20 protein-coding genes and 1 riboswitch are annotated in these 20,403 nt (G+C 73.1%); of the genes, 9 read left to right on the top strand and 11 right to left on the bottom strand.

What is annotated here, in order from left to right:
- The first annotated feature begins 28 nt into the window (after positions 1-28).
- Positions 29-361 carry a DUF4031 domain-containing protein gene (locus ACN27D_RS11205; RefSeq protein WP_120574115.1) on the top strand — a complete coding sequence of 111 codons (333 nt, stop codon included), beginning with the start codon at positions 29-31 and terminating at the stop codon, positions 359-361.
- Here the strand turns inward: ACN27D_RS11205 and ACN27D_RS11200 are convergent.
- Positions 287-922, bottom strand: a complete 636-nt coding sequence (locus ACN27D_RS11200) for a metal-dependent phosphohydrolase (protein WP_358174182.1) — start codon at positions 920-922, stop codon at positions 287-289. The two genes, ACN27D_RS11205 and ACN27D_RS11200, sit on opposite strands and share 75 nt — an antisense overlap.
- 69 nt (positions 923-991) lie before the next feature.
- Here ACN27D_RS11200 and ACN27D_RS11195 point away from each other — a divergent pair, with 69 nt between their 5' ends.
- Positions 992-2,245, top strand: a complete 1,254-nt coding sequence (locus tag ACN27D_RS11195) for an FUSC family protein (protein ID WP_120572897.1) — start codon at positions 992-994, stop codon at positions 2,243-2,245.
- Positions 2,246-2,375: 130 nt separating this feature from the next.
- Here ACN27D_RS11195 and ACN27D_RS11190 read toward each other — a convergent pair whose 3' ends face one another.
- Positions 2,376-3,638: an aminotransferase class V-fold PLP-dependent enzyme gene (locus ACN27D_RS11190; RefSeq protein ID WP_421499059.1), complete on the bottom strand. Its 1,263-nt coding sequence runs from the start codon at positions 3,636-3,638 to the stop codon at positions 2,376-2,378.
- 45 nt (positions 3,639-3,683) lie between these two features.
- A riboswitch (SAM riboswitch) is annotated at positions 3,684-3,806 on the bottom strand.
- A 23-nt stretch (positions 3,807-3,829) separates the two neighbouring features.
- Between ACN27D_RS11190 and ACN27D_RS11185 the strand changes: the two genes are divergently transcribed.
- A complete protein-coding gene (locus tag ACN27D_RS11185; RefSeq protein ID WP_244933183.1) occupies positions 3,830-5,395 on the top strand; it encodes a PrsW family intramembrane metalloprotease in 1,566 nt (521 codons plus the stop codon).
- Between the two features lie 27 nt (positions 5,396-5,422).
- Here ACN27D_RS11185 and ACN27D_RS11180 read toward each other — a convergent pair whose 3' ends face one another.
- The gene (locus ACN27D_RS11180) at positions 5,423-5,581 is read right to left on the bottom strand and encodes a hypothetical protein (RefSeq protein WP_162881441.1); all 159 of its coding nucleotides are present in this window, start codon (positions 5,579-5,581) and stop codon (positions 5,423-5,425) included.
- A gap of 107 nt (positions 5,582-5,688) precedes the next feature.
- Positions 5,689-6,036: a GroES family chaperonin gene (locus tag ACN27D_RS11175; protein ID WP_120572899.1), complete on the bottom strand. Its 348-nt coding sequence runs from the start codon at positions 6,034-6,036 to the stop codon at positions 5,689-5,691.
- A 172-nt stretch (positions 6,037-6,208) separates the two neighbouring features.
- Here ACN27D_RS11175 and ACN27D_RS11170 point away from each other — a divergent pair, with 172 nt between their 5' ends.
- Entirely contained in the window at positions 6,209-7,483 is a 1,275-nt protein-coding gene (locus tag ACN27D_RS11170) for an AI-2E family transporter (protein ID WP_308212722.1), read from the top strand.
- Between the two features lie 53 nt (positions 7,484-7,536).
- Here the strand turns inward: ACN27D_RS11170 and ACN27D_RS11165 are convergent, their stop codons facing one another.
- Positions 7,537-9,678: an ATP-dependent DNA helicase gene (locus tag ACN27D_RS11165; RefSeq protein ID WP_421499058.1), complete on the bottom strand. Its 2,142-nt coding sequence runs from the start codon at positions 9,676-9,678 to the stop codon at positions 7,537-7,539.
- Between the two features lie 124 nt (positions 9,679-9,802).
- Here ACN27D_RS11165 and ACN27D_RS11160 point away from each other — a divergent pair, with 124 nt between their 5' ends.
- Positions 9,803-10,309, top strand: coding sequence for a DUF402 domain-containing protein (locus tag ACN27D_RS11160; protein ID WP_252448330.1), 507 nt, complete (start codon positions 9,803-9,805; stop codon positions 10,307-10,309).
- Positions 10,310-10,315: 6 nt separating this feature from the next.
- Here ACN27D_RS11160 and sigJ read toward each other — a convergent pair whose 3' ends face one another.
- The gene (sigJ, locus tag ACN27D_RS11155) at positions 10,316-11,269 is read right to left on the bottom strand and encodes an RNA polymerase sigma factor SigJ (RefSeq protein WP_421499057.1); all 954 of its coding nucleotides are present in this window, start codon (positions 11,267-11,269) and stop codon (positions 10,316-10,318) included.
- A 207-nt stretch (positions 11,270-11,476) separates the two neighbouring features.
- Here sigJ and ACN27D_RS11150 point away from each other — a divergent pair, with 207 nt between their 5' ends.
- The 3 genes from ACN27D_RS11150 (at position 11,477) to ACN27D_RS11140 (ending at position 14,212) form a co-directional block, all read left to right on the top strand.
- Positions 11,477-12,427, top strand: coding sequence for a PPK2 family polyphosphate kinase (locus ACN27D_RS11150; RefSeq protein WP_120572903.1), 951 nt, complete (start codon positions 11,477-11,479; stop codon positions 12,425-12,427).
- A gap of 149 nt (positions 12,428-12,576) precedes the next feature.
- Entirely contained in the window at positions 12,577-13,203 is a 627-nt protein-coding gene (locus ACN27D_RS11145; protein WP_030504473.1) for a DUF47 domain-containing protein, read from the top strand.
- 4 nt (positions 13,204-13,207) lie between these two features.
- Complete coding sequence (locus ACN27D_RS11140; RefSeq protein WP_128136568.1) at positions 13,208-14,212, top strand: inorganic phosphate transporter; 1,005 nt, start codon at positions 13,208-13,210, stop codon at positions 14,210-14,212.
- A 48-nt stretch (positions 14,213-14,260) separates the two neighbouring features.
- On the opposite strand, the gene ACN27D_RS11135 is transcribed toward ACN27D_RS11140, so the two are convergent.
- Together ACN27D_RS11135 and ACN27D_RS11130 are read right to left on the bottom strand one after the other, a co-directional pair.
- The gene (locus ACN27D_RS11135) at positions 14,261-15,229 is read right to left on the bottom strand and encodes a Gfo/Idh/MocA family protein (protein WP_358174192.1); all 969 of its coding nucleotides are present in this window, start codon (positions 15,227-15,229) and stop codon (positions 14,261-14,263) included.
- Between the two features lie 59 nt (positions 15,230-15,288).
- Positions 15,289-15,978, bottom strand: coding sequence for a class I SAM-dependent methyltransferase (locus tag ACN27D_RS11130; RefSeq protein WP_358174195.1), 690 nt, complete (start codon positions 15,976-15,978; stop codon positions 15,289-15,291).
- 487 nt (positions 15,979-16,465) lie between these two features.
- On the opposite strand from ACN27D_RS11130, the gene ACN27D_RS11125 reads away from it, so the two are divergent.
- On the top strand, positions 16,466-17,293 hold the full coding sequence (locus ACN27D_RS11125) for an NUDIX hydrolase (protein WP_393380424.1): 828 nt from the start codon (positions 16,466-16,468) through the stop codon (positions 17,291-17,293).
- Between the two features lie 126 nt (positions 17,294-17,419).
- Here the strand turns inward: ACN27D_RS11125 and pstB are convergent, their stop codons facing one another.
- The 3 genes from pstB to pstC are packed head-to-tail and all read right to left on the bottom strand — an operon-like array spanning position 17,420 to position 20,387.
- Complete coding sequence (pstB, locus tag ACN27D_RS11120) at positions 17,420-18,196, bottom strand: phosphate ABC transporter ATP-binding protein PstB (protein WP_120572908.1); 777 nt, start codon at positions 18,194-18,196, stop codon at positions 17,420-17,422.
- Between the two features lie 20 nt (positions 18,197-18,216).
- On the bottom strand, positions 18,217-19,305 hold the full coding sequence (gene pstA, locus ACN27D_RS11115) for a phosphate ABC transporter permease PstA (protein ID WP_358174200.1): 1,089 nt from the start codon (positions 19,303-19,305) through the stop codon (positions 18,217-18,219).
- Positions 19,302-20,387 carry a phosphate ABC transporter permease subunit PstC gene (gene pstC / locus ACN27D_RS11110; protein WP_120572910.1) on the bottom strand — a complete coding sequence of 362 codons (1,086 nt, stop codon included), beginning with the start codon at positions 20,385-20,387 and terminating at the stop codon, positions 19,302-19,304. The genes pstA and pstC overlap by 4 nt, the downstream gene beginning before the upstream one ends.
- Positions 20,388-20,403 lie beyond the last annotated feature (16 nt).

Raw genomic sequence — 20,403 nt, 5'->3', positions numbered from 1 at the left:
GAAGGCTACCGGCGTACCGTCTGTTGCCGTGCTCTACCTGGACCCGCCCGCCGTGCCCTGGCGCGGCCGGCTCTGGTCGCACCTGATCAGCGACGTTTCGTACGCCGAGCTGCACGCGTTCGCCGAGATGCTCGGTGCGCCCCGGCGCGGCTTCGACCGGGACCACTACGACGTGCCCGCCGAGCGGTTCCGGGCGGCGGTGTGGCTCGGCGCCACGGTCGTGCCCTCGCGGGAGATCGTCCGGCTGCTGCGTGACGCCGGCCTGCGCCGCCCGAAGCACCGCCTCTCAGGCGAGCGCGGCCAGCTCCCGGGACAGGTTGACCCGCGCCCGGGCCTCCCAGCGGGCGTGCGGCTCGGATAAGCGGTACAGCGCCGGCAGGGCGAGCAGGTGCCGCAGCACCGCGGCCCGGCCGGTGCGGAAGTCCGGTTCGGGCACGTGCGCGTACTCGGCGCGGATCGCGGCGGCGTACCTGTCGTACCGCTCCGCCGGGGCGGCGAGCACCGCCAGGTCCGCGTCGCAGAGCAACGCGCCGTCCGGGTCGTCCGGCCCGACCACGTGGCCGGCGGTGAGCAGCACCAGGCGGCGTACCCCGGTCACCGTCGCGGCCGGGAGCCCGGCGGCGGCCAGCAGCTCGCCGGCCAGGTCGGCGCTGGCCCGCTCGTTGGCGTCGCCCGCCGCGCGCGGGTCGTAGACCGCGTCGTGGCACCACGCCGCCAGCCGGACCACGTCGGGGTGGCGGGCCAGACCGGCGTACGCGTCGACCACGTCGAGCACCGCCCGCAGGTGCGCCTCGTCGTGGTAGCGCCGGTGCGGCTCCCGCCAGCCCGCCAGCAGCCGGGCACCGGCCCGGTCGACTCCCGCCGGATCGGTCGCGCCCGCAGCCCGTGCCGTCTCCCGCCACCGTGCCGTCAGATCGTCCACCGGGTGCAGTCTGCCCCACTCCGCGACCGGACCGGGGATTCAGCGGGTTCGTCGCGGGTAGTACCCGCCATGGCCCGGGACCGACGACTGCCGTTCCTTCGTCGCGGCGATCAGCATGACGGCCCGGGCGACCGTGACGGCCAGCGGATCGCCTCCGCGATGGAGGAACTGCGGCACCGCAGCAAGGCCACACTGCACGACCGGCTGCACCGGGTCCGTACCGCGTTCGGCCTGGCGGTGCAGGCGGGGCTCGCCGCCGGCCTGGCGTACCTGATCTCGCACCGGCTGCTGAAGAACCCCCAGCCGGTCTTCGCCCCGATCTCCGCTGTCGGCACGCTCGCCGCCTCCGTGGGGCAACGGTTCCGCCGCACCGTCGAACTGATCGTCGGGGTGGCAGTGGGCGTGCTCGTCGGCGACGCGCTCATCTACTTCGTCGGCACCGGCGCGTGGCAGCTCGCGCTCGTCGTGACCTCGGCGATCCTGCTGAGCATCTTCGCCGGGGCGAGCGTCGCGATCGTCATCCAGGCGGCGGCCACCGCGGTGCTGATCGTGACGCTCAGCCCGTCCACGGAGAACCTGGAGTTCCCCCGCTTCATCGACGCGTTCCTCGGCGGCGGCATCGCGCTGCTGGTCACCGCCATCCTGCTGCCGCTCAACCCGCTGCGGGTGATCAACCGGGCCGCCCGGCCGGCGCTGGACCTGCTCGCCGACCAGCTCGACGCCTGCGCCGGCGCGGCACGCGACCGGGACCGGGACGCGGCCCAGCGGGCGCTGTTCCGGCTGCGCGAGAACAAGGAGGAACTGGCCGCGCTCTCCGAGGCGATCGAGGGCGCCAAGGAGACGAGCACGCTGTCACCCGCTCGCTGGCACCGGCGCAGCGAGCTGACCCACTACGCCGAGGCGGCCGAACCGATCGACCGGGCCATGCGCAACAGCGGCACGCTGATCCGCCGCGCCGTCACCATGATCGAGGACGCCGAGCCGGTCCCCGAGCCGATGCCGGACGCGATCGGTCACCTGGCCGAGTCGGTACGCCTGCTCCGGCAGGAGTTCGCCGCCGGACAGGAGCCGGAGGAGGCCCGCGAACGGTCGCTGCGCGCGGTGAGCGAGGCCGGCCGGGCGTACGCGGAGGGGGTCGGCTTCTCCGGCAGTGTGGTGATCGCCCAGGTGCGTACCACGGCGAGCGACCTGTTGGTGGCCTCCGGGATCGAGCAGGATGAGGCGAACCGGCTGGTACGGCAGGCGTTCGGCGAGAACCGCCAGGGCGAACCCGCAGCCCGCAACCCCGCCGCCCACCCGCCCACAGCCCCACCCGTCGGCTGACCCACCCCGCCCCCCGGGCTCCTGCGCGGTGATCATGAAGTTGACGGGAGGGAGAGCGCTTTCCGATGCGGTCAACTTCATGATCGACGGGGTGGGGCGCGGCTGGTGGGTGGGAGGGGCTAGGGGAGGGCTAGGGGAGGTGGGTCAGGGCGGTCAGGAGGGTGTCCACCTGCGCCTGCGTGGTGCCGAGGCCGAGGCTGGCTCGTAGGGCGGTCGGGGGCAGGTCGGTGCGGCCGGTACGGGCGGCGGCCTCGGCCAGCAGGCGCCGGGTCAGCGGGTGCGCACAGAACAGGCCGTCGCGTACCCCGATCCGGTGCCGGCTCGCCAGGTGGGCGGCCACCTCGGCGGAGTCCCGCCCGGCGACCACGAAGCTGACGATGCCCACCCGGGGCGCGTCCGGGCCGAACACGCGCAGCTCCACCACGTCCGGCAGCGCGGCCAGCCCGGTACGCAGCCGGGCCAGCAGCGCCTGTTCCCGGGCGTGCAGCGCGTCCCGGTCGGCCGCGCCGAGCGCCTCACACACGGCGGCGAGCGCCACCGCGCCGAGCAGGTTCGGCGTGCCGGCCTCGTGCCGGGCCGGGCCGGTCGTCCAGCGCACCTCGTGCGTCGCGGCGCCGACGTGGCTGGTGGCGCCGCCTCCGGCCAGGTACGGCGGCGCCCCGTCCAGCCAGTCCGCGCGCCCGGCCAGCACGCCCGCGCCGAACGGGGCGTACAGCTTGTGCCCGGACAGGGCCACGTAGTCCACGTCGAGCGCGGTCAGGTCTACCGGGGCGTGCGGGGCGAGCTGCGCGGCGTCGACAAGGATGCGGGCGCCGTACCGGTGCGCCACCCGGGCCAGCTCGGCGACCGGCCAGCACTCGCCGGTGACGTTGCCGGCGCCGGTGACCGCGACCAGCACGGGCAGGCCGGGCCGGGCGTCGCGGGCGAGTTCGCCGAGCGCCGCCGCGAGGGAGCGGACCGCGCCGGCCGGGCTGTCCGGCACCGGCAGCCGTACCGAGCCGCGCGGCCAGGGCAGCAGGTTGGCGTGGTGCTCGCCACCGAACGTGATTACGGTGGTGCCGGCGGGCAGCGCCCGGGCCAGCAGGTTCAGCGCGTCGGTGGTGTTCCGCGTGAAGATCACGTGATCGTCGGGGCGGGTGCCCAGGAAGTCGCCGACCGTCTGCCGGGCCCGCTCGTAGGCGAGCGTGCAGCGCCGCGACAGCGCGCCCGCGCCGCGGTGCACACTCGCGTACCAGGGCAGAAGCTCGGCCACCGCGTCGGCCGCGGCCCGCGCGCACGGCGCGCTGGCGGCGTGGTCCAGGTTGATCTCCCCCGGTACGCCGAGCACGCCGAGCGGGTCGGGCCGGACCGGCGCGGGCAGCACGGGCAGCGAGGGTACGAGGGTGACGGTCATGCCGGAGCCTCCCGGGTCACAGGGACCCCAGGGGTGCCGGGACGGGGTCCGCGCTTGCCCGGCGCGCGGAGCGGCACCGGGCCCGGTCATCACCCGGGGCACCCCACCGCGAACCTCGACGAGGGTTGCCGGCCAGCAAGCCGGGGCTTGACGCTGGCGCTCGTGACCTGTCCGGGAGCATAGCCCTCACGATGCGACCGGACCAGTGGGTCGTGGGTGACTACGCTGACCGCATGGCCGACACCCCGCCCGGCGCAGCTCCGCCGCCACCGCACGCGCCCGCCGCCCCGCCGGGGGCGCCGGCGCCCCGGATGCCGCTGCGCCGGCTCGGCTGGCGGCGCTTCCTGGTGCTGGCCGGCGTGGTGCTGCTGATCGCGGCCGGTGCGCTGTTCATGGTGTTCACGCTCGGCGAGAGCCTGGGCGCCGAGGCGCTGCTGATCGGCGTGATCGCGGCGATCCTGCCGGTGCCGGTGCTGGTCTTCTGCTTCCTCTGGCTCGACCGTTACGAGCCGGAGCCGCTGAAGTACCTGATCTTCTGCTTCGCCTGGGGGGCCTTCGTCTCCACCGCCATCTCGCTGCTGGTGAACACGGCCAGCGCGGGGCTGTTCGAAGACCGGGGGCTGCCGGTCGCGCTGACCGCGGTGCTGGTCGCGCCGTTCATCGAGGAGCTGACCAAGGCGGCCGGTCCGCTCCTGGTGCTGATCTTCCGGCGGCGGGAGTTCTCCGGCATCACCGACGGCCTGGTCTACTGCGGGCTCTCCGCGGTCGGCTTCGCCATGGTGGAGAACATCCTCTATCTGGGCGGGCACGGCTACCGCGCGGGCGCCGACGAGTACGGTCCGGCCACCGGCGCGCAGCAGGTGATCGCGATCTTCATCGTCCGGATCCTGCTGTTCGGCTTCGCCCACCCGCTGTTCACGTCGATGACCGGCGTCGGGCTGGGTGTCGCCGCGCGAACCGCCGACCGGCGGGTGCGGGTGCTCGCGCCGCTCGCCGGGCTGCTGCTGGCGATGATCCTGCACGGCACCTGGAACCTGCTGCCCTCGCTGGCCCAGGCCACCGGCGAGACCGTGATCGTGCTCTACGGCTACATCGGCGTGATGGTGCCGATCTTCTTCGCGATGGTCGGGCTGGCGGTCTGGCTGCGCGCCTGGGAGGGCCGGCTGACCGAGCGCACGTTGCCGGACTACGTCCGCGCGGGCTGGCTCACTCCGCCCGAGGTGGCGGCGCTGGGCAGCCTGGGCCGGCGGCACGCGGCGCGTACGTGGGCGCGCCGGGTCGCCGGTGACGGCGGGGTACGCGCGATGCGCGGCTACCAGTTCGCCGCGACCCGCCTGGCGCTGCTGCGCGACGGGATGCGCCGGGGGCTGGACCGCAAGCCGGAGGAGCGGGAGCGGACGGCGCGGGAGGAACGGGAGCTGCTGGACGCGATCACCGCGTACCGGTCGTTCTTCGTCGGTCGTGACCCGCAGGCGCCGGTCGGGGTCTGGGACGGTCAGCGCTACCACCTGCGGTTCCCGGACGGTTCGCAGCGCCCGGTGGAGGCGCCGGACGACCCCGTGGTGCCCATCCCGGTGGTGCTGGCCCAGCCGCCCGCCTTCCCGCACGGCGGCTACGGCCCCAGCGGCTACGGCCCGGGCGGTCACGGCCCGGCCGGCTGGCACGGCCCGGCTTCCGGCCACGGCTACGGCCCGGGTGCCGGCCACGGACCGGGCGGCCGGCACGACCCGGGCGCGCCCTGGCATCCCGGGCGCTGAGGCCGTTCGGCCCGTCGGCGGCGCCGGTCAGCTCATCAGGCCGGTCAGGAAGTCGCCGAGCCCCTGGGCGATGGCCATCAGCGCGCCGCCGATGCCCTTGAACACCTGTGCCGCCCCGTCCGGCCGGAACGCCATGAAGTAGATCAGGAACGCGAGGAATCCCCAGGCGAGGATCTTTTTGATCACTACCGGCATGGTGTCCCTCCCCAGGGCGCGCTGAGGTGCCTGGGCTTCCCGCCGGGCAGCGCCGCAAACAGCACCGCCGCGCAGCGAGCGGCGTCGGAGGGGGAGAGCTACAGGTAGAGGCCGGTGGAGCCGGCGGCGGTGGTCTCCACCCGCTCGGCCGCCACGGCGTGCACGTCCCGCTCGCGCAGCAGCACGTACGCCCGCCCGTGCAGCTCGACCTCGGAGCGGTCGTCCGGGTCGAACAGCACCCGGTCGCCGGCCACTATCGCGCGGACGTTCGGCCCGACGCCGACCGCTGTGGCCCAGGCCAGCCGCTTGCCCACGGCTGCCGTCGCGGGGATCACGATGCCGGCGGTGGAGCGGCGTTCCCCCTCGCCACCCTCGGTACGCACCAGCACGCGGTCGTGCAGCAGACGGATCGGCAGCCCGGCGTCGAGACTCTGGTCGGCGGTCACGCGAAGACGCTACCGCGTGGCCGTCGGTCGATTCCGGTGTGGTTGGCGAGTACGCAGGGTGGGCAATGTGTGGCCGAGTCGCCCTAGGGTGGGGCGTACGGACGTATCCTGTGCCCCCTGCGATCTGGTGGGGCTGATTTTGCCGGAGGTGCGCTTGAGCCGCTTCGAGCGGATGCGCGGGCGGCTCCGCCGCGCGTACGAGTCGGGCCGGGAGACGGCCCGGACCCGGCGGGCCACCGCGGAGGCGGAGGACGCGGGAGTGGCCTCGCCCGCCACGCCGGGGCCGACCGCCCCGCCGGAGGCGATGGTCGTGGGCGCCGGGTCGCCGGCCGCGTTGCACTCCTCGACTGTGAGCCGGGACGACACGGAGGTGCCGCACGCGCTGCGGATCACCGCCGCGTGGTGCTGGCGGCTGATCGTGATCGGCATCGTGACCTGGGCGCTCATCAAGATCATCGGCACGATCAGCATCGTGATCATCCCGCTGACCGTCGCGCTCCTGCTCTCCGCGCTGCTCGCCCCGGCGGTCGGCTGGCTGCTCCGGGCCCGCCTGCCCCGCTCGCTGGCCACCGGTGTGGTGCTCGTCGGCGGCCTGGCCGCCGTGGTCGGCACGCTGACGCTGGTGGTCAACGAGTTCATCAAGGGCGTACCGGAGCTGAGCGAGAAGTCCTCGGAGGGCATCCGGCAGATCCAGGACTGGTTCAAGACCGGCCCACTGCACCTGTCCGACAGCCAGCTCGACCGCTACATCAACGAGGCGCAGAACTGGATCAACGGCAACACCGAGCGGTTCACCAGCGGTGCGCTCAGCACCGCCGCCACGCTCGCCGAGGTGCTCACCGGCACCGTGCTCGTGCTGTTCGCCACGTTCTTCTTCCTGCGCGACGGCAACTCCATCTGGCGGTTCCTGGTCCGGCTGCTGCCGGTCGCGGCCCGCTGGAAGGTCGACGACGCCGGTCGCGCGTCCTGGGCGACACTCGGCGCGTACGTGCGGGCCACCGTCCTCGTCGCCTTCATCGACGCGGTCGGCATCGGCATCTTCCTGGTGCTGTTCGACATCCCGTTCGCGTTCCCGCTGGCCGCGCTGGTCTTCCTGGGCGCGTTCATCCCGATCGTCGGCGCGTTCCTGTCCGGCGTGGTGGCCGTGCTGGTCGCGCTCGTCGACAGCGGCCCGGTGACCGCCCTGATCATCCTCGGTGCGGTGGTCGGCGTGCAGCAGGTCGAGGGCCACGTGCTCCAGCCGCTGATCATGGGCCGCGCGGTGGCCATCCACCCGCTCGCCGTGATCATCGGCATCGCCGCCGGCGTGGTGCTCGCCGGCATCGCCGGCGCGCTCGTCGCGGTGCCGCTGATCGCCGTGGTCAACACCGCGGTCCGGCGGCTCGCCGCGCGTACCGTGCCGGACACCCCACCGGACGCGGTGGTGGTCGCCTCCCAGGCGCCCTGACCGGCGACAGATCCACCGACGCCCGCGTCACCCCGCCCGGGGAGGCGCGGGCGTCAGCTCTTGGCGAGCCGTTCCAGCGCGCCCCGGGCCACCTCCGGGCGGGTGGTGTACCAGAACGGCGGCAGCGAACGGCGCAGGAACGGGCCGTACCCGCGGGCCGTCTCCAGCCGCGAGTCGAGCACCGCGACCACGCCCCGGTCGCCGGTGGCGCGGATCAGCCGGCCGACGCCCTGGGCCAGCCGGACCGCCGCGATCGGCACGCTCACCGCCGCGAAACCCGAGCCGCCAACGGCATCCACCGCCGCCGCCCGCGCCGCCGCGAGCGGCTCGTCCGGGCGGGGGAAGGGCAACCTGTCGATCACCACGAGCTGGCAGGCGTCGCCCGGCACGTCCACCCCCTGCCAGAGCGACATCACCCCGAACAGGCAGCTCTCCCGTACCTCGCGGAACCGGCGCACCAGCAGCGGCAGCGCCTCCTCGCCCTGGAGCAGCACCGGCAGGTCGGTCCGCGCGCGGACCAGCTCCGCCGCCTGCTGCGCGGCCCGTCGCGACGAGAAGAGCCCGAGGGTACGACCACCGAGCGCCTCGACCAGCGCCAGCAGTTCCTCACCGGCCGGCCCGGGCAGCCCGGAGACGCTGGGACGGGGCAGGTGCGCGGCCACGTACAGGATGCCCTGCCGGGCGTAGTCGAACGGCGAGCCGACGTCGAGCGAGCTCCAGCCCGGCCCCTCGGTCGCCGGTACGGTGCCGATCGCCGCCCGGCTGCCCTCGGTGGCGGCCACCGGCGTGACCGGGGCGCGGCCCGCGGCGGCAGCGGTGGCGATCGCCGCGGCGGCCGGGGACGGCGGGGCGGGCGGCGGCGCGTCCAGCCCCAGTGCCCGGGCCACCGTGTCGAAGCGACCGCCCAGCGCCAGCGTGGCCGAGGTGGCGACCACCGTGCGCTCGTCGTACAGGTGGGTGGCGAGCGTGCCCGCGACGGACAGCGGCGCCACCACGAGCGCCCGGCGACTGCCGTTGTCCGGCTTCTCGACCCAGGCGACGTCGTGGTCGGCCTCTTCCAGCAGCCGCTGGGCGGTGGTGGACAGCTCGTCCAGCACCGCCTTGGCCTGCTGCTTGCGTACCGGGTCGGGGTCGTCGGACTTCACGTCGCCGATCCCTTCCAGCGCGGCCCGGGTCGCCGAGTCCAGCAGCGTGCACGCCTCGCGCAGCGCGGGCGGCAGACCGGCGGTGAGCCGCCCGGCCGGCGCCTCGGCCAGCCCCACGGCGAGCGCGTCACCGGCCTCGGTGAGCCGCTCGGCCACGTCGGGGCGCAGCAGCGGCCGGGCCCGCCGGGTGGACCTGTCGATCAGCTCCGGCACCAGTTCCGCCTGGGCGGCCGACGAGACGCGGTCGGCCAGCTCGTGCGCCTCGTCCACCACGAGCAGCTTGTGCGGCGGCACGATGTGCCGCCCGGCGAGCATGTCGACGGCGAGCAGGCTGTGATTGGTGACCACGATGTCGGCCTCACGGGCGCGCGCCCGGGACGCCTCCGCGAAGCACTCCTGGCCGAACGGGCAGCGGCTCGCGCCGACGCACTCCCGGGCCGGCATCGAGACGCTGCGCCACACCTGCTCGTCCACGCCCGGATCCAGCTCGTCCCGGTCGCCGGTGGCGGTCTCCTCGGCCCAGTCGCGCAGCCGCTGCACCTGCTTGCCCAGGCGGCCCGCTTCGCCGAGCCACTTGGTGCCCCCGTTGCCGGAGCGGGGCGCGTCGAACAGCGCGTCGTCCGGCTCGTCCTCGACCGAGCTGTCCAGCCGGGCCAGGCACAGGTAGTGGTGACGCCCCTTCAGCACGGCGAAGGTCGGGCGGCGGCCCAGCACCGGCTCGACCGCGTCGGCCAGCCTCGGCAGGTCGTGCTCGACGAGCTGGGACTGCAACGCCAGCGTGGCGGTGGAGACCACCACCGGCCCGTCCACTGTGAGCGCCGGAGCGAGGTAGGCCAGGGACTTGCCGGTGCCCGTCCCCGCCTGCACCAGCAGGTGCTCGCCGGAGCCGATGCTGCGCTCGATCGCCTCGGCCATCTGCTGCTGACCCGGCCGGGCCGCGCCGCCCGGAACCGCGCCCACCGCGGCGGTCAGCAACTCCCCGGCACCGGCGCGGCCCTTGCGGCGCTTCTTCGGGACGGCCGGGCCGGTGGCGGTGCGGGACGGGGTCACCGTGCGACCGTACCCGCCGGCACCGACGGGGGTCCGGCCGCTCCGGCGGCGTGGCGGGACGGCGGGTCGCGTCCGGTTACCTCCCGATCGCGTGGCGTGGCCGGAATCGGTTAGGGTGCCAGGCATGCCGAGCGACGTGGTCCGCGTGATCTACCGCAAGTACGACGGCAGCGCCCACCGCGACTACCCGGCCCGCCGGCTCGCCGAGGACGACCTCGGCGTCTGGCTCGGCGTGCCCGCCGGCACCGAATCCGTCTACCACGGCCGCCCGTCCGTCGAGCAGATCCCGTTCGTCCTGCTGGTGCCGCACCACGGCTGGTGGACCGGCATGTTCAACCCGCCGCCGCGCACCAGCGAGGTCTACTGCGACATCGCCACCCCGGCCCGCTGGGAGGGCGAGGAGACGGTCCACCTGGTCGACCTCGACCTGGACGTGGTGCGCCGCCGCGAGACCGGCCTGGTCGAGCTGCGCGACGAGGACGAGTTCGCCGTGCACCGGGCCCGCTGGGGCTACCCGGACGACGTGGTCACCGAGGCCGAGGCCGCGTCCCGCTGGCTGCTCGGCGCGCTCGGCGACGGCACCGAGCCGTTCGCCACGTCGTACCGGAAGTGGCTGGCGCTGGTGGTCTGAGCCGGCTCACCAGCGCGGCGGCCAGACGGCGTCCGGCCCCAGCGGCGGCAGGTCGCTCACCTTGTCCGGGTTGAGCTGGTTGAACACGCCGGTGACCCGCCCCTCGTGGACGGCGAACGAGGTGACCATCCGGATGGGCCGCCCGTCCCGGTGGAAGAACTCCGACAGCCACCCCAGCGTCCCGTCCACCAGCACCGGCCGTCCGCGCAGGCCACCCCGCTGCCGGGCCTGGCCGTACAGGCCGAGGAGCAGGCGGGCCACCGAGTCGACGCCCACCACCGGCCGGCGTCCGGCCGGGAAGTGGCCGCCTGCGTCGCCGATCGACACCACGTCCGGGGCGAGCACGCGGACCAGCTGCTCCAGCTCACCCGACTCCACCGCGGCGGCGAACGCGGCGAGCACCCGCCGCTGCTCGGCGAGGTCGGCGCTGTGCCGGGGCGCGTCCGGCCCGTGCACCGCCCGGCGGGCGCGTGACGCCAGCTGACGCGCCGCCTCCGGCGTCACCGCGAGCACGTCCGCCACGTCGGAGAACGGCACCGCGAACACGTCGTGCAGCACGAACGCGACCCGCTGCTCGGGCGTCAGCCGTTCCAGCACCACCAGCAGCGCGGTGCCGAGCTGGTCGGCCCGTACCGCCCGCTCGGCCGGGTCGGGGGCGAACCCGTCCGCCGCCGGCACCGCTGTCACCATCGGCTCGGGGAGCCACTGACCGGGGTACGCCTCCCGGCGCACCCGGGCGGAGCGGAGCACGTCCAGGCAGATCCGGGAGCAGGTGGTGATGAGCCAGCCCCGCAGATCGCGTACGCGGGCGCGCTCCTCCGGGTCGCTCAGCGCGCCGGAGAAACGCAGCCAGGTCTCCTGCACCGCGTCCTCGGCCTCGCTGCGGCTGCCGAGCATCCGCTGCGCGACCGCCAGGAGACGTCCTCGTTCCGCCTCGAACTCCCCCGCAAGCTCCTCCACCCACCCATTCTCCCGCCCCACCCCCCACCCCACCGCCCCGCCCGCCGCGCGCCTCCACCCGGGCTCGCTGATCTTGCACTTGCCGCCCGGGCAAAAGGTGCTTTCCGGGCGTGCCGGAGGCTGCAACTGCAAGATCGGCGGGCCGAGGCGGGCCGGGGCGGGGTCGCGGGGCGAGCGGGGGAGGGCTCTGGGGGTGAGGATCGGGGGATGAGTGAGGTGGTGGGGCCCGAGGGCGGGCGTATGCGGGAACTGCTTCGGGTGGGGCCCGGGGCGGTGGATCTGGTGGCGATCGACCCCCGGTCGACGCCCGGGCTCCCGGCGGCGGCCGGGCGCGGGCCGACGCGCAAGGAGTGGGCGCGGGCCCAGGTCGAGCTGATCGGCGCGGAACTGGGGCGACAGCAGGAGATGCTGTACGCCTCCGCGCAGAGCGCCGCCGGACCGGGCGGCGCCACCAGCGCGCCCGCCCAGGCGGACGCCGGGCTGGACGGGAACCGGCCGCGCCGGGTGCTGCTGGTGCTCCAGGCGATGGACTGCGGGGGCAAGGACGGCACGGTCAAGCGGGTGGCGGGCGCGATGAACCCGCTCGGGCTGCACATCCGCTCGTTCGGGCCGCCGACCGAGGAGGAGTTGCGGCACGACTTCCTGTGGCGGGTACGCCGGGCGCTGCCGCCGCCCGGTTACGTGGGCGTGTTCAACCGCTCGCACTACGAGGACGTGCTCATCGCCCGGGTCGAAGGTCTGGTCGACGAGGCGACCTGGCGGTCCCGGTACGCGATCATCAACGACTTCGAGCGGGAACTGGCCGAGCAGGCGGTCACAGTGGTGAAGGTCATGCTGCACATCTCGTACGACGAGCAGGGCGAGCGGCTGATGGAGCGGCTCACCGACCCGGCGAAGTTCTGGAAGTACAACCCGAGCGATCTGGACACCCGGGCACGTTGGGACGACTATCAGGCCGCGTACGCCGAGGCCTTCGAGCGTTGTGGCACTGACGCCGCGCCCTGGTTCGTGGTGCCGGCGGACCGCAAGTGGTACCGGGACTGGGCGGTCGCCCACCTGCTGCGGGAGACGTTCGACGGGTTGGATCTGGGGTATCCGCCTGCCGATTTCGACGTCGAACGGGAGCGTGACCGGTTACGGAGCCAGCGCCGTGAGTGATCAGGTGAACGGAAGGTGAACGAGCGGTGAATCGGGCCTGACCAGGGGTGGGCCGATCGAAAGTAGGTTCGGCGCGGTCCCTAGCATGCGCAGAGCAGACGCCCGGGGGGCGACGGCCACCCTTCCACCGACACGACGAGGTCCGTGCTGTGAAGTTTTCCTTCCGTCCCACCGAGGGCGCCTTCTACGAGCTCTTCACCAGGGCTGCGCAGAACCTGGTGAAGGGGACCGACCTGCTCAACGAGCTGGGTCTGCCCGGTGCCGACGTGCAGTCGATCAGCGAGCGGCTGACCGACATCGAGCACGACAGCGACCAGATCACGCACGAGCTGTACAAGAAGATCAACTCCACGTTCATCACGCCGTTCGACCGGGAGGACATCTACCGGCTGGGCTCGCTGCTCGACGACGTGATGGACCACCTGGAGGCGGTCGGCAACCTGCTCTACCTGTACGGCCTGACCAAGCTCCCGTCGCTTCCGCGTGAGCTGCACGAGCTGGTGAACGTGCTCGACCTGCAGGCCAAGCTCACCGCCGAGGCGATGCCCCGGCTGAAGTCGATGAAGGATCTCGAGGACTACTGGATCGAGTGCAACCGGCTCGAGAACGACGGCGACCAGGCGTACCGGATGCTGCTGGTACGCCTCTTCTCCGGTGAGTACGACGCGCTCACGGTGCTGAAGATGAAGGAGGTGGCCGACGAACTGGAGGCCGCCTGCGACGCCTTCGAGCACGTGGCCAACACCGTCGAGACCATCGCGGTCAAGGAGTCCTGATCCAGTGACACCCGAACTCATCGCCGTGCTGGCGGTGATCGCGGTCGCCATGGCGTTCGACTACACGAACGGCTTCCATGACGCGGCCAACGCGATCGCCACCAGCATCTCGACCCGGGCGCTGACCCCCCGGATCGCGCTCGCGCTGGCCGCCGTCGGCAACTTCGTCGGCGCGCACTTCGGCGCCGGCGTGGCCAAGACGGTCGGCGACGGGCTGGTGACGTTGCCGACCGGGGTGGAGAGCCTCGGTGTGGTCTTCGCCGGCGTGCTCGGCGCGATCATCTGGAACCTGATCACCTGGTACTTCGGCCTGCCGTCCTCGTCCTCGCACGCCCTCTTCGGCGGCCTGGTCGGCGCGACCCTGTTCGCCGCTGACGGCATCGTCCAGTGGGGCACCATCATCGAGAAGGTCCTCGTCCCGATGGTGCTCTCGCCGGTGGTCGGCCTGATCCTCGGCTTCCTGGTGATGCTGGCGATCATGTGGCTGTTCCGGAAGGGCCAGCCCGGCAAGCTCAGCCGCGGCTTCCGGTGGGCGCAGACCGCGTCCGCGGCCGCCATGTCGGTCGGCCACGGCATGCAGGACGCCGCCAAGACCATGGGCATCATCGTGCTCGCGCTCTACACCGGCGGCTTCCAGGAGAGCAAGACGCACATCCCGGGCTGGGTCTTCTGGACCTCCGCCGCGATGCTGGCGGCCGGCACGTACGCGGGCGGCTGGCGGATCATCCGGACGCTCGGCCGGAAGATCATCGACCTCGGCCCGGCGGAGGGCTTCGCGGCCGAGACCGTGGCCAGCGCGGTGCTCTACTTCAACGCGCTGGTGCTGAAGGCACCGATCTCCACCACGCACACGATCACCTCGGCGATCATGGGTGTGGGCGCGACGAAACGGCTCTCCGCGGTGCGCTGGAACGTGGCGGGCAACATCGTGATCGCCTGGATCATCACGTTCCCGGCCGCCGCCGCGATCGCCTGCCTCGCGTACCTGCTGGTCCGGCCCCTGTTCTGATCTCCGCGCGCTGACGTCGAGGGGTTCCCTGCCGTGGCGGGGGACCCCTCACACGTAGGAGACGCCGATCCGGGCCTTGATGTCGTCGATCAGGCCCATCACCTCGAGCGTGGCGGCGTGCGGCACCAGCGGGCTCTCGGTCAGCCCGGCCGCCAGGCAGCGCTGCACCTCGATCGCCTCGTACTGGTAGCCGCCGCCGGTCAGGTCCGCCGGGATCGTCTCCGGCTCGGCGCCGGCCCGGTGCAGCACCACGTGCGCGGGCCGGAAGAACAGCTCGGGCAGGTCGATCCGACCCGTCGTACCGGTGATCGACGCGGTGATCGCTGTCGCGCCGACCATGCCGCAGCTGAGCGTCGCCACCGCGCCGGAGTCCCATCCGAGCACCATGCCGGTGTTCTCGTCCACCGCCTCCGGGGTCAGCTTCGCCCACGCCTGCACGTGCTGCGGCGTACCGAGCACCAGGTGGGCCAGGCTCAGCGGGTAGACGCCGAGGTCCAGCAGCGCGCCGCCGCCGAGCGTGCGGGCCCGCATCCGGTGCTCCGGCGGGAACGGGCCGGCGACGCCGAAGTCCGCCCGTACGTGCGTCACCTCACCGATCGCGCCGTCCCGGATCAGCTCCAGCACGCGCAGGATCAGCGGATTGGTCCGCATCCACATGGCCTCCATGAGGAACAGGCCCCGGGCGCGGGCCGTCTCCACCAGCTCGGTGGTGGTCGGCAGATCCAGCGTGCACGGCTTCTCCACCAGCACGGCCTTGCCGCCGGCCAGGCAGGCGAGCGCCGCCTCGTGGTGCGCGGCGTGCGGGGTGGCCACGTAGATCGCGTCCAGGTCCGGGTCCGCGGCCAGTTCCGCCCACGAGGCGTACGCCCGCGGCACGTCGTGCCGGCGCGCGAACAGTTCGGCGCTCTCCCGGGTACGCGAGCCGACCGCGACCAGTTCGGCGTCCGGCACCAGCCGCAGATCCTCGGCGAAGCGGGCGGCGATGTTTCCGGTGGCCAGGATTCCCCAACGCGTCATGCCCGGCACGCTATCCCTTCCCGCTCCGGGGCCGGCAGGGTGATCCACCCGTCGGGACGTCAGGCGGTGGCGGGGGCCGTGCGCCCGGTCCGCGGTGTTTCGGCATGCGGCTTGACCATCAACCGTTGGGTGGCCAGGGCCGGGCGGCCGTTCATCGTCTCCACTTCGACCTCGCGCCCGGTGACGAGGGCGAAATCGCCGAAGAGTTGGTCCAGCCAGTCGGTGGTGTGGTGTCGGCACACCACCCCGTCGCCGGTCTCGAAGATCCCGTAGGTGCCGTACTTCGCTGCGAACTGTTGGTACCGGGAACGGTTGCGGTGATCCTCTTGCAGGCACAGGTCACTGACATAGAGCAGCCCACCCGGCCGTAGCACCCGACGCAGCTCCGTCACCAGTTCCCGCTGCCCGGTGTCGCCGGGTATGCACGTCAACACCGCGAACAGCAGCACCAGGTCGACGCTGTCCTCCTGCTGGTCGAGGTGCGGAGGGTTGGTGAGAACCGTGAATCGCGCGCCGGGTTGCTCGTTCTTCGCGCGGCTGACGAGACGGGGCGCGACATCCACCCCCTCGACATTCTCGAAGCCCTGCCGCACGAGCAGCCCCGCCAGCCGACCGTAGCCGCACCCGTAGTCGAGAACGCGTGCCCGCCGGTCGATGCCGTCCAGCCACGGAAGTGCGACCGGGTGGCCGAAAGTCTTGGTGGCACCCGTGGAGTTCCAGTACCCCGCCTGGTTGTCGAGATCCGTCACCCAACGAGCATTGCCGCAAACGGAGGAGGACGCCATCGGGCGGCGGGGCGGCGTCGCGCCTTGCGGCACCGCTCCCGCACAGCGCGAGGGCTGACGTTGCTCGATAGTGAACACGCAGCGTGAAGATTGCTCAGCGTGATGGCTTCCGCCTGCCCTGTCGCCGAATGCTGGCACCCAAAGGCACCCAACCGGACATAAGGCAGCACTTGCGCGGGCCGGGCTGACTGCCTCTCGCGGACTTTGCTCTGCAGCCTCATGCGCACCGCTCACGGAAGGTTGCCGATGCGGATCTGGCTGCAGAGCAAAGTCGGCGGAGGGGTGTCTGCTGCTCAGGGCCGAGAACTACGCATCGTGACCAGGTGGTCTGATCGGGGAGTGCAGGTGAGGTGAGGCGCCGTGTGCCCGCGCCCGGCCGCCCCCCGGCCGGGCCGCCCCCCGGCCGGGCCGCCCCCGGCCGGGCCGCGCGGGCGGGAACTAGGCTCGGCGCATGACGATCGACGGCTTCGCCGCACCCCCCGCCCTGGTGGAGCACGCCCGCCGATTCCGGGCCGAGGGCGCCGTACCGGCCGTGCCCCGCGTCGCCGCCACAGTGCTGCTGCTCCGCCCGGCCGGCGACGGGTTCGAGGTCTACATGATCCGTCGGGTGGCGGCCATGACGTTCGGCGGCATGTACGCCTTCCCCGGCGGCGGGGTGGACCGCTCCGACTCGGAGGCGCACCTCGGCTGGGCCGGCCCGGACCCGGCGGCGTGGGGGGAACGGCTCCAGCTCGACCCGGCCGCCGCGCAGGCGGTGGTGTGCGCCGCTGCCCGCGAGGTCTTCGAGGAGGCGGGCGTGCTGCTCGCCGGGCCGGACCCCGACACGGTCGTCGGCGACGTGAGCGGCGACGACTGGGAGGCGGCCCGGCAGGACCTGGAGGGACGGCGGGTCGGCTTCGCGGACCTGCTGGCCGGGAAGGGCCTTACGCTCCGCTCCGACCTGCTGCTGCCGTGGAGCCGGTGGATCACGCCGGAGTTCGAGCCGCGCCGCTTCGACACGTACTTCTTCGTCGCCCTGCTGCCCGAGGGGCAGCGGACCCGGGACGTCTCCGGCGAGGCCGACCACACGCTGTGGCTGCGCCCGGCGGACGCCCTGGCCCGGGCGGAGGCCGGCGAGCTGACCATGCTGCCGCCGACCATGGTCACGCTCGCCGAGGTCGCCGCGGCGGGCGACCTCCCGGGCGTGGCCCGAGCCGCGGCCGACCGAGACCCGGGTACGCCGATCACGCCCCACCTGGACCTCTCCGACCCCGCCGCCCCCCGCTTCCACCTCCACTGACGCCTCCACTGACGCCCCACCCCCGCGCCGATCTTGCACTCAGCGCCCCGGCACAAGGGGCGATCCGCCCGGCACGAGGGCCGAAACTGCAAGATCGCGCGGAAGAGAGAGCGGGAGAGAGAGGGGTCAGCCGAAGCGGCCCGTGATGTAGTCCTCGGTCTTCTTCTGGGCCGGGTTGCTGAAGATCTTCTGGGTGTTGTCGTACTCGATCAGACGGCCCGGGTCGCCGGTCTTCTCGATCGAGAAGAAGGCGGTCCGGTCCGACACCCGGGCGGCCTGCTGCATGTTGTGCGTGACGATGATGATCGTGAACTTGTCCTTGAGCTGGAACATCAGGTCCTCGATGGCCAGCGTCGAGATCGGGTCCAGCGCCGAGCACGGCTCGTCCATCAGCACGACCTGCGGCTCGACGGCGATGGTGCGGGCGATGCAGAGGCGCTGCTGCTGACCTCCGGACAGGCCCGCGCCGGGCTTGGCCAGGCGGTCCTTCACCTCGTCCCACAGGTTCGCCGAGCGCAGTGCCCGCTCGGCCGCCTCCTCCAGGATCGACTTGCGCCGGACGCCGTTGAGCCGCAGCCCCGCCACCACGTTCTCGAAGATGCTCATGGTGGGGAACGGGTTCGGCCGCTGGAAGACCATGCCGATCATGCGGCGGACCGCCGTGACGTCCACGTCGCGGTCGTAGATGTCCTGGTCGTCGATGGTCAGGCTGCCCTCGACCCGGGCGCCCGGCAGCACCTCGTGCATCCGGTTGATCGACCGCAGGAAGGTGGACTTGCCGCAGCCGGACGGCCCGATCAGGGCGGTGACCGTCTTCGGCTCGACGGTCAGGTTGATGTTCTCGATCGCCTTGAACCCGCCGTAGTAGGCGGTCACGTTCGTGGCTTCGATGCGCTTGGCCATGGTGGCGGTACCTCCGGGGTTCATCGGCCGAGCCGGTTGCGGCGGGACAGCAGCTTCGCCGCCACGGTGAGGACGAGGACGAGAGCGACCAGGGTCAGCGCCGCGGTCCACGCCCGTGCCGGCGAGTACTTCGACGCCTCACCGGCCTGCTGGTAGACGAAGAGGGCCAGCGACGACTGGTTGTTCTCGAACGGGTTGAAGTTGATCGCCGCACCGCCGCCGGCGACGAGCAGCACCGGCGCGGTCTCGCCAGCGGCCCGCGCGATGGCGAGCATGATGCCGGTGACGATGCCGGGCAGCGCGGTCGGCAGCACGACCCGCAGGATGGTCTTCCACTTCGGGACGCCCAGGGCGTACGCGCCCTCGCGCAGCGGCGCCGGCACCAGCCGGAGCATCTCCTCGGTGGACCGGACCACTGTGGGCAGCATCAGCACGCTCAGCGCCAGCGCGGCGGCGAAGCCGGAGAAGCCCGGCCGCCCGTCGTTGAACCACGGCGAGACGATCAGCACCCAGAAGGCCAGCACGAACAGGCCGGTGACGATCGACGGGATGCCGGTCATGACGTCCACGAAGAAGCGGATGGTGAACGCGAACCGGCCCCGGCCGTACTCGACGATGTAGATCGCGCAGAGCACGCCGAGCGGCACCGTGATCAGCGTGGCGATGCCGACCTGCTGCAACGTGCCGACGATCGCGTGGTACGCGCCACCGTTGGCGTCCCGCGACCCGATGTTGTTCATCGAGGTGCCGAAGAAGTTCGCGTCCAGCCGCTCGGAGCCCTTGCTGACGAGCGTCCAGACCACCGACGCGAGCGGCAGCACGGCGAGCACGAACGCGGAGTGGATCAGCGCGCTCCAGGTCCGGTTGCGGGCCGACCGGCGGCCCTCCACCGCGTTCGCCGCGACGAAGAGACCGGCCAGGTAGAGCAACGCGCCGACCACCACGACCAGGACCGGGCCGCCGACGCCGGCGCCGTACACCAGGGCCGCCGCGAGCAGCAGCGCCGCGACGGCGATGACCGGAGCGGCGTACGCGGGAAGTCGCCTCGCCCGCAGCGTGGCCGGCTGGGCCGGCGGGCGCGGGCGGCGGGGGGTGAGGGTGGTGGTCATGCGGCCGACTCCGTGAACTCGCGCCGCCGGTAGATGATCGCCCGCGCGGTGATGTTGACGATCAGCGTGATCGCGAACAGCACCAGGCCGGAGGCGATGAGTGCGCCCCGGCCGGTGTCGTTCGCCTCGGCGAACCGGTTGGCGATGTTGGCGGCGATCGAGTTACCGCCGCTCTGCAGGATGTTGAACGAGATGGCGTACGTCGAGCCGAGCGTGAGCGCCAGCGCGATGGTCTCGCCCAGCGCCCGGCCCAGGCCGAGCATCACCGCGGCGATGACGCCGGGCCGCCCGTACGGCAGGACCGCGGTGCGGATCATCTCCCAGCGGGTGGCGCCGAGAGCGAGCGCGGCTTCCTCGTTCGCGGTCGGGGTCTGCCGGAACACCTCGCGGGACAGCGAGGTGACGATCGGCAGCACCATGATGGCGAGCACCACCGAGCCGAGCAGGATCGAGTTGCCGTACGGGCCGTCGCCGAAGATCGGGATCCAGCCGAAGTACCTGTTCAGCCAGGCGGACAGGTCGGCGACCGGCTGGGCGAAGTAGTCGCGGCCCCAGAGGCCGAAGACCACGCTCGGCACGGCGGCGAGCAGGTCGATCAGGAAGCCCAGGGCGTTGCCGAGCCGCCGGGGCGCGTAGTGCGACAGGTACAGGGCGATGCCCAGCGCGACCGGCACCGCCATGAGCAGCGCCAGCAGCGAGCTCAGGACGGTGCCGAAGGCGAGCGCGCCGATGCCGAACTGCGGCGGGTCGTCGTTCGGGAACCAGCCCTCGAACGTCCAGAACGACTCGGTGTTCGCCCGCAGCGCCGGGACGGCCTTGGCGACCAGGAAGATCGCGATGGCCGCGATGACCACCAGGACCGTGGTGCCGGCGGCCAGGGTCAGACCGCGGAACGCCCGTTCCGCGCCGAAGGCGCGGGCCCGGGGGAGGGCACCGCCGCCGCCAAGGCCACCGTCGGGGCGGCCCGGGTTGCCGGGGCGCTCGGCCACACGCGCCGAGGCACCGGCGGGTCGCTCGTGGCTCGTGGCCACGGGGTTCCCGCCGGTGCCGGCGTGGGCCGAGCGGTGAGGGGTGTCACCCATCTGCTCGCTCGCTTCG

The sequence above is a fragment of the Micromonospora sp. WMMD1274 genome (assembly GCF_049179035.1).
GTDB classification, from domain to species: domain Bacteria; phylum Actinomycetota; class Actinomycetes; order Mycobacteriales; family Micromonosporaceae; genus Micromonospora; species Micromonospora tulbaghiae.
Note: the sequence above shows the minus strand (reverse complement) of the source record. Positions and strands in the feature narration are given on the sequence as shown.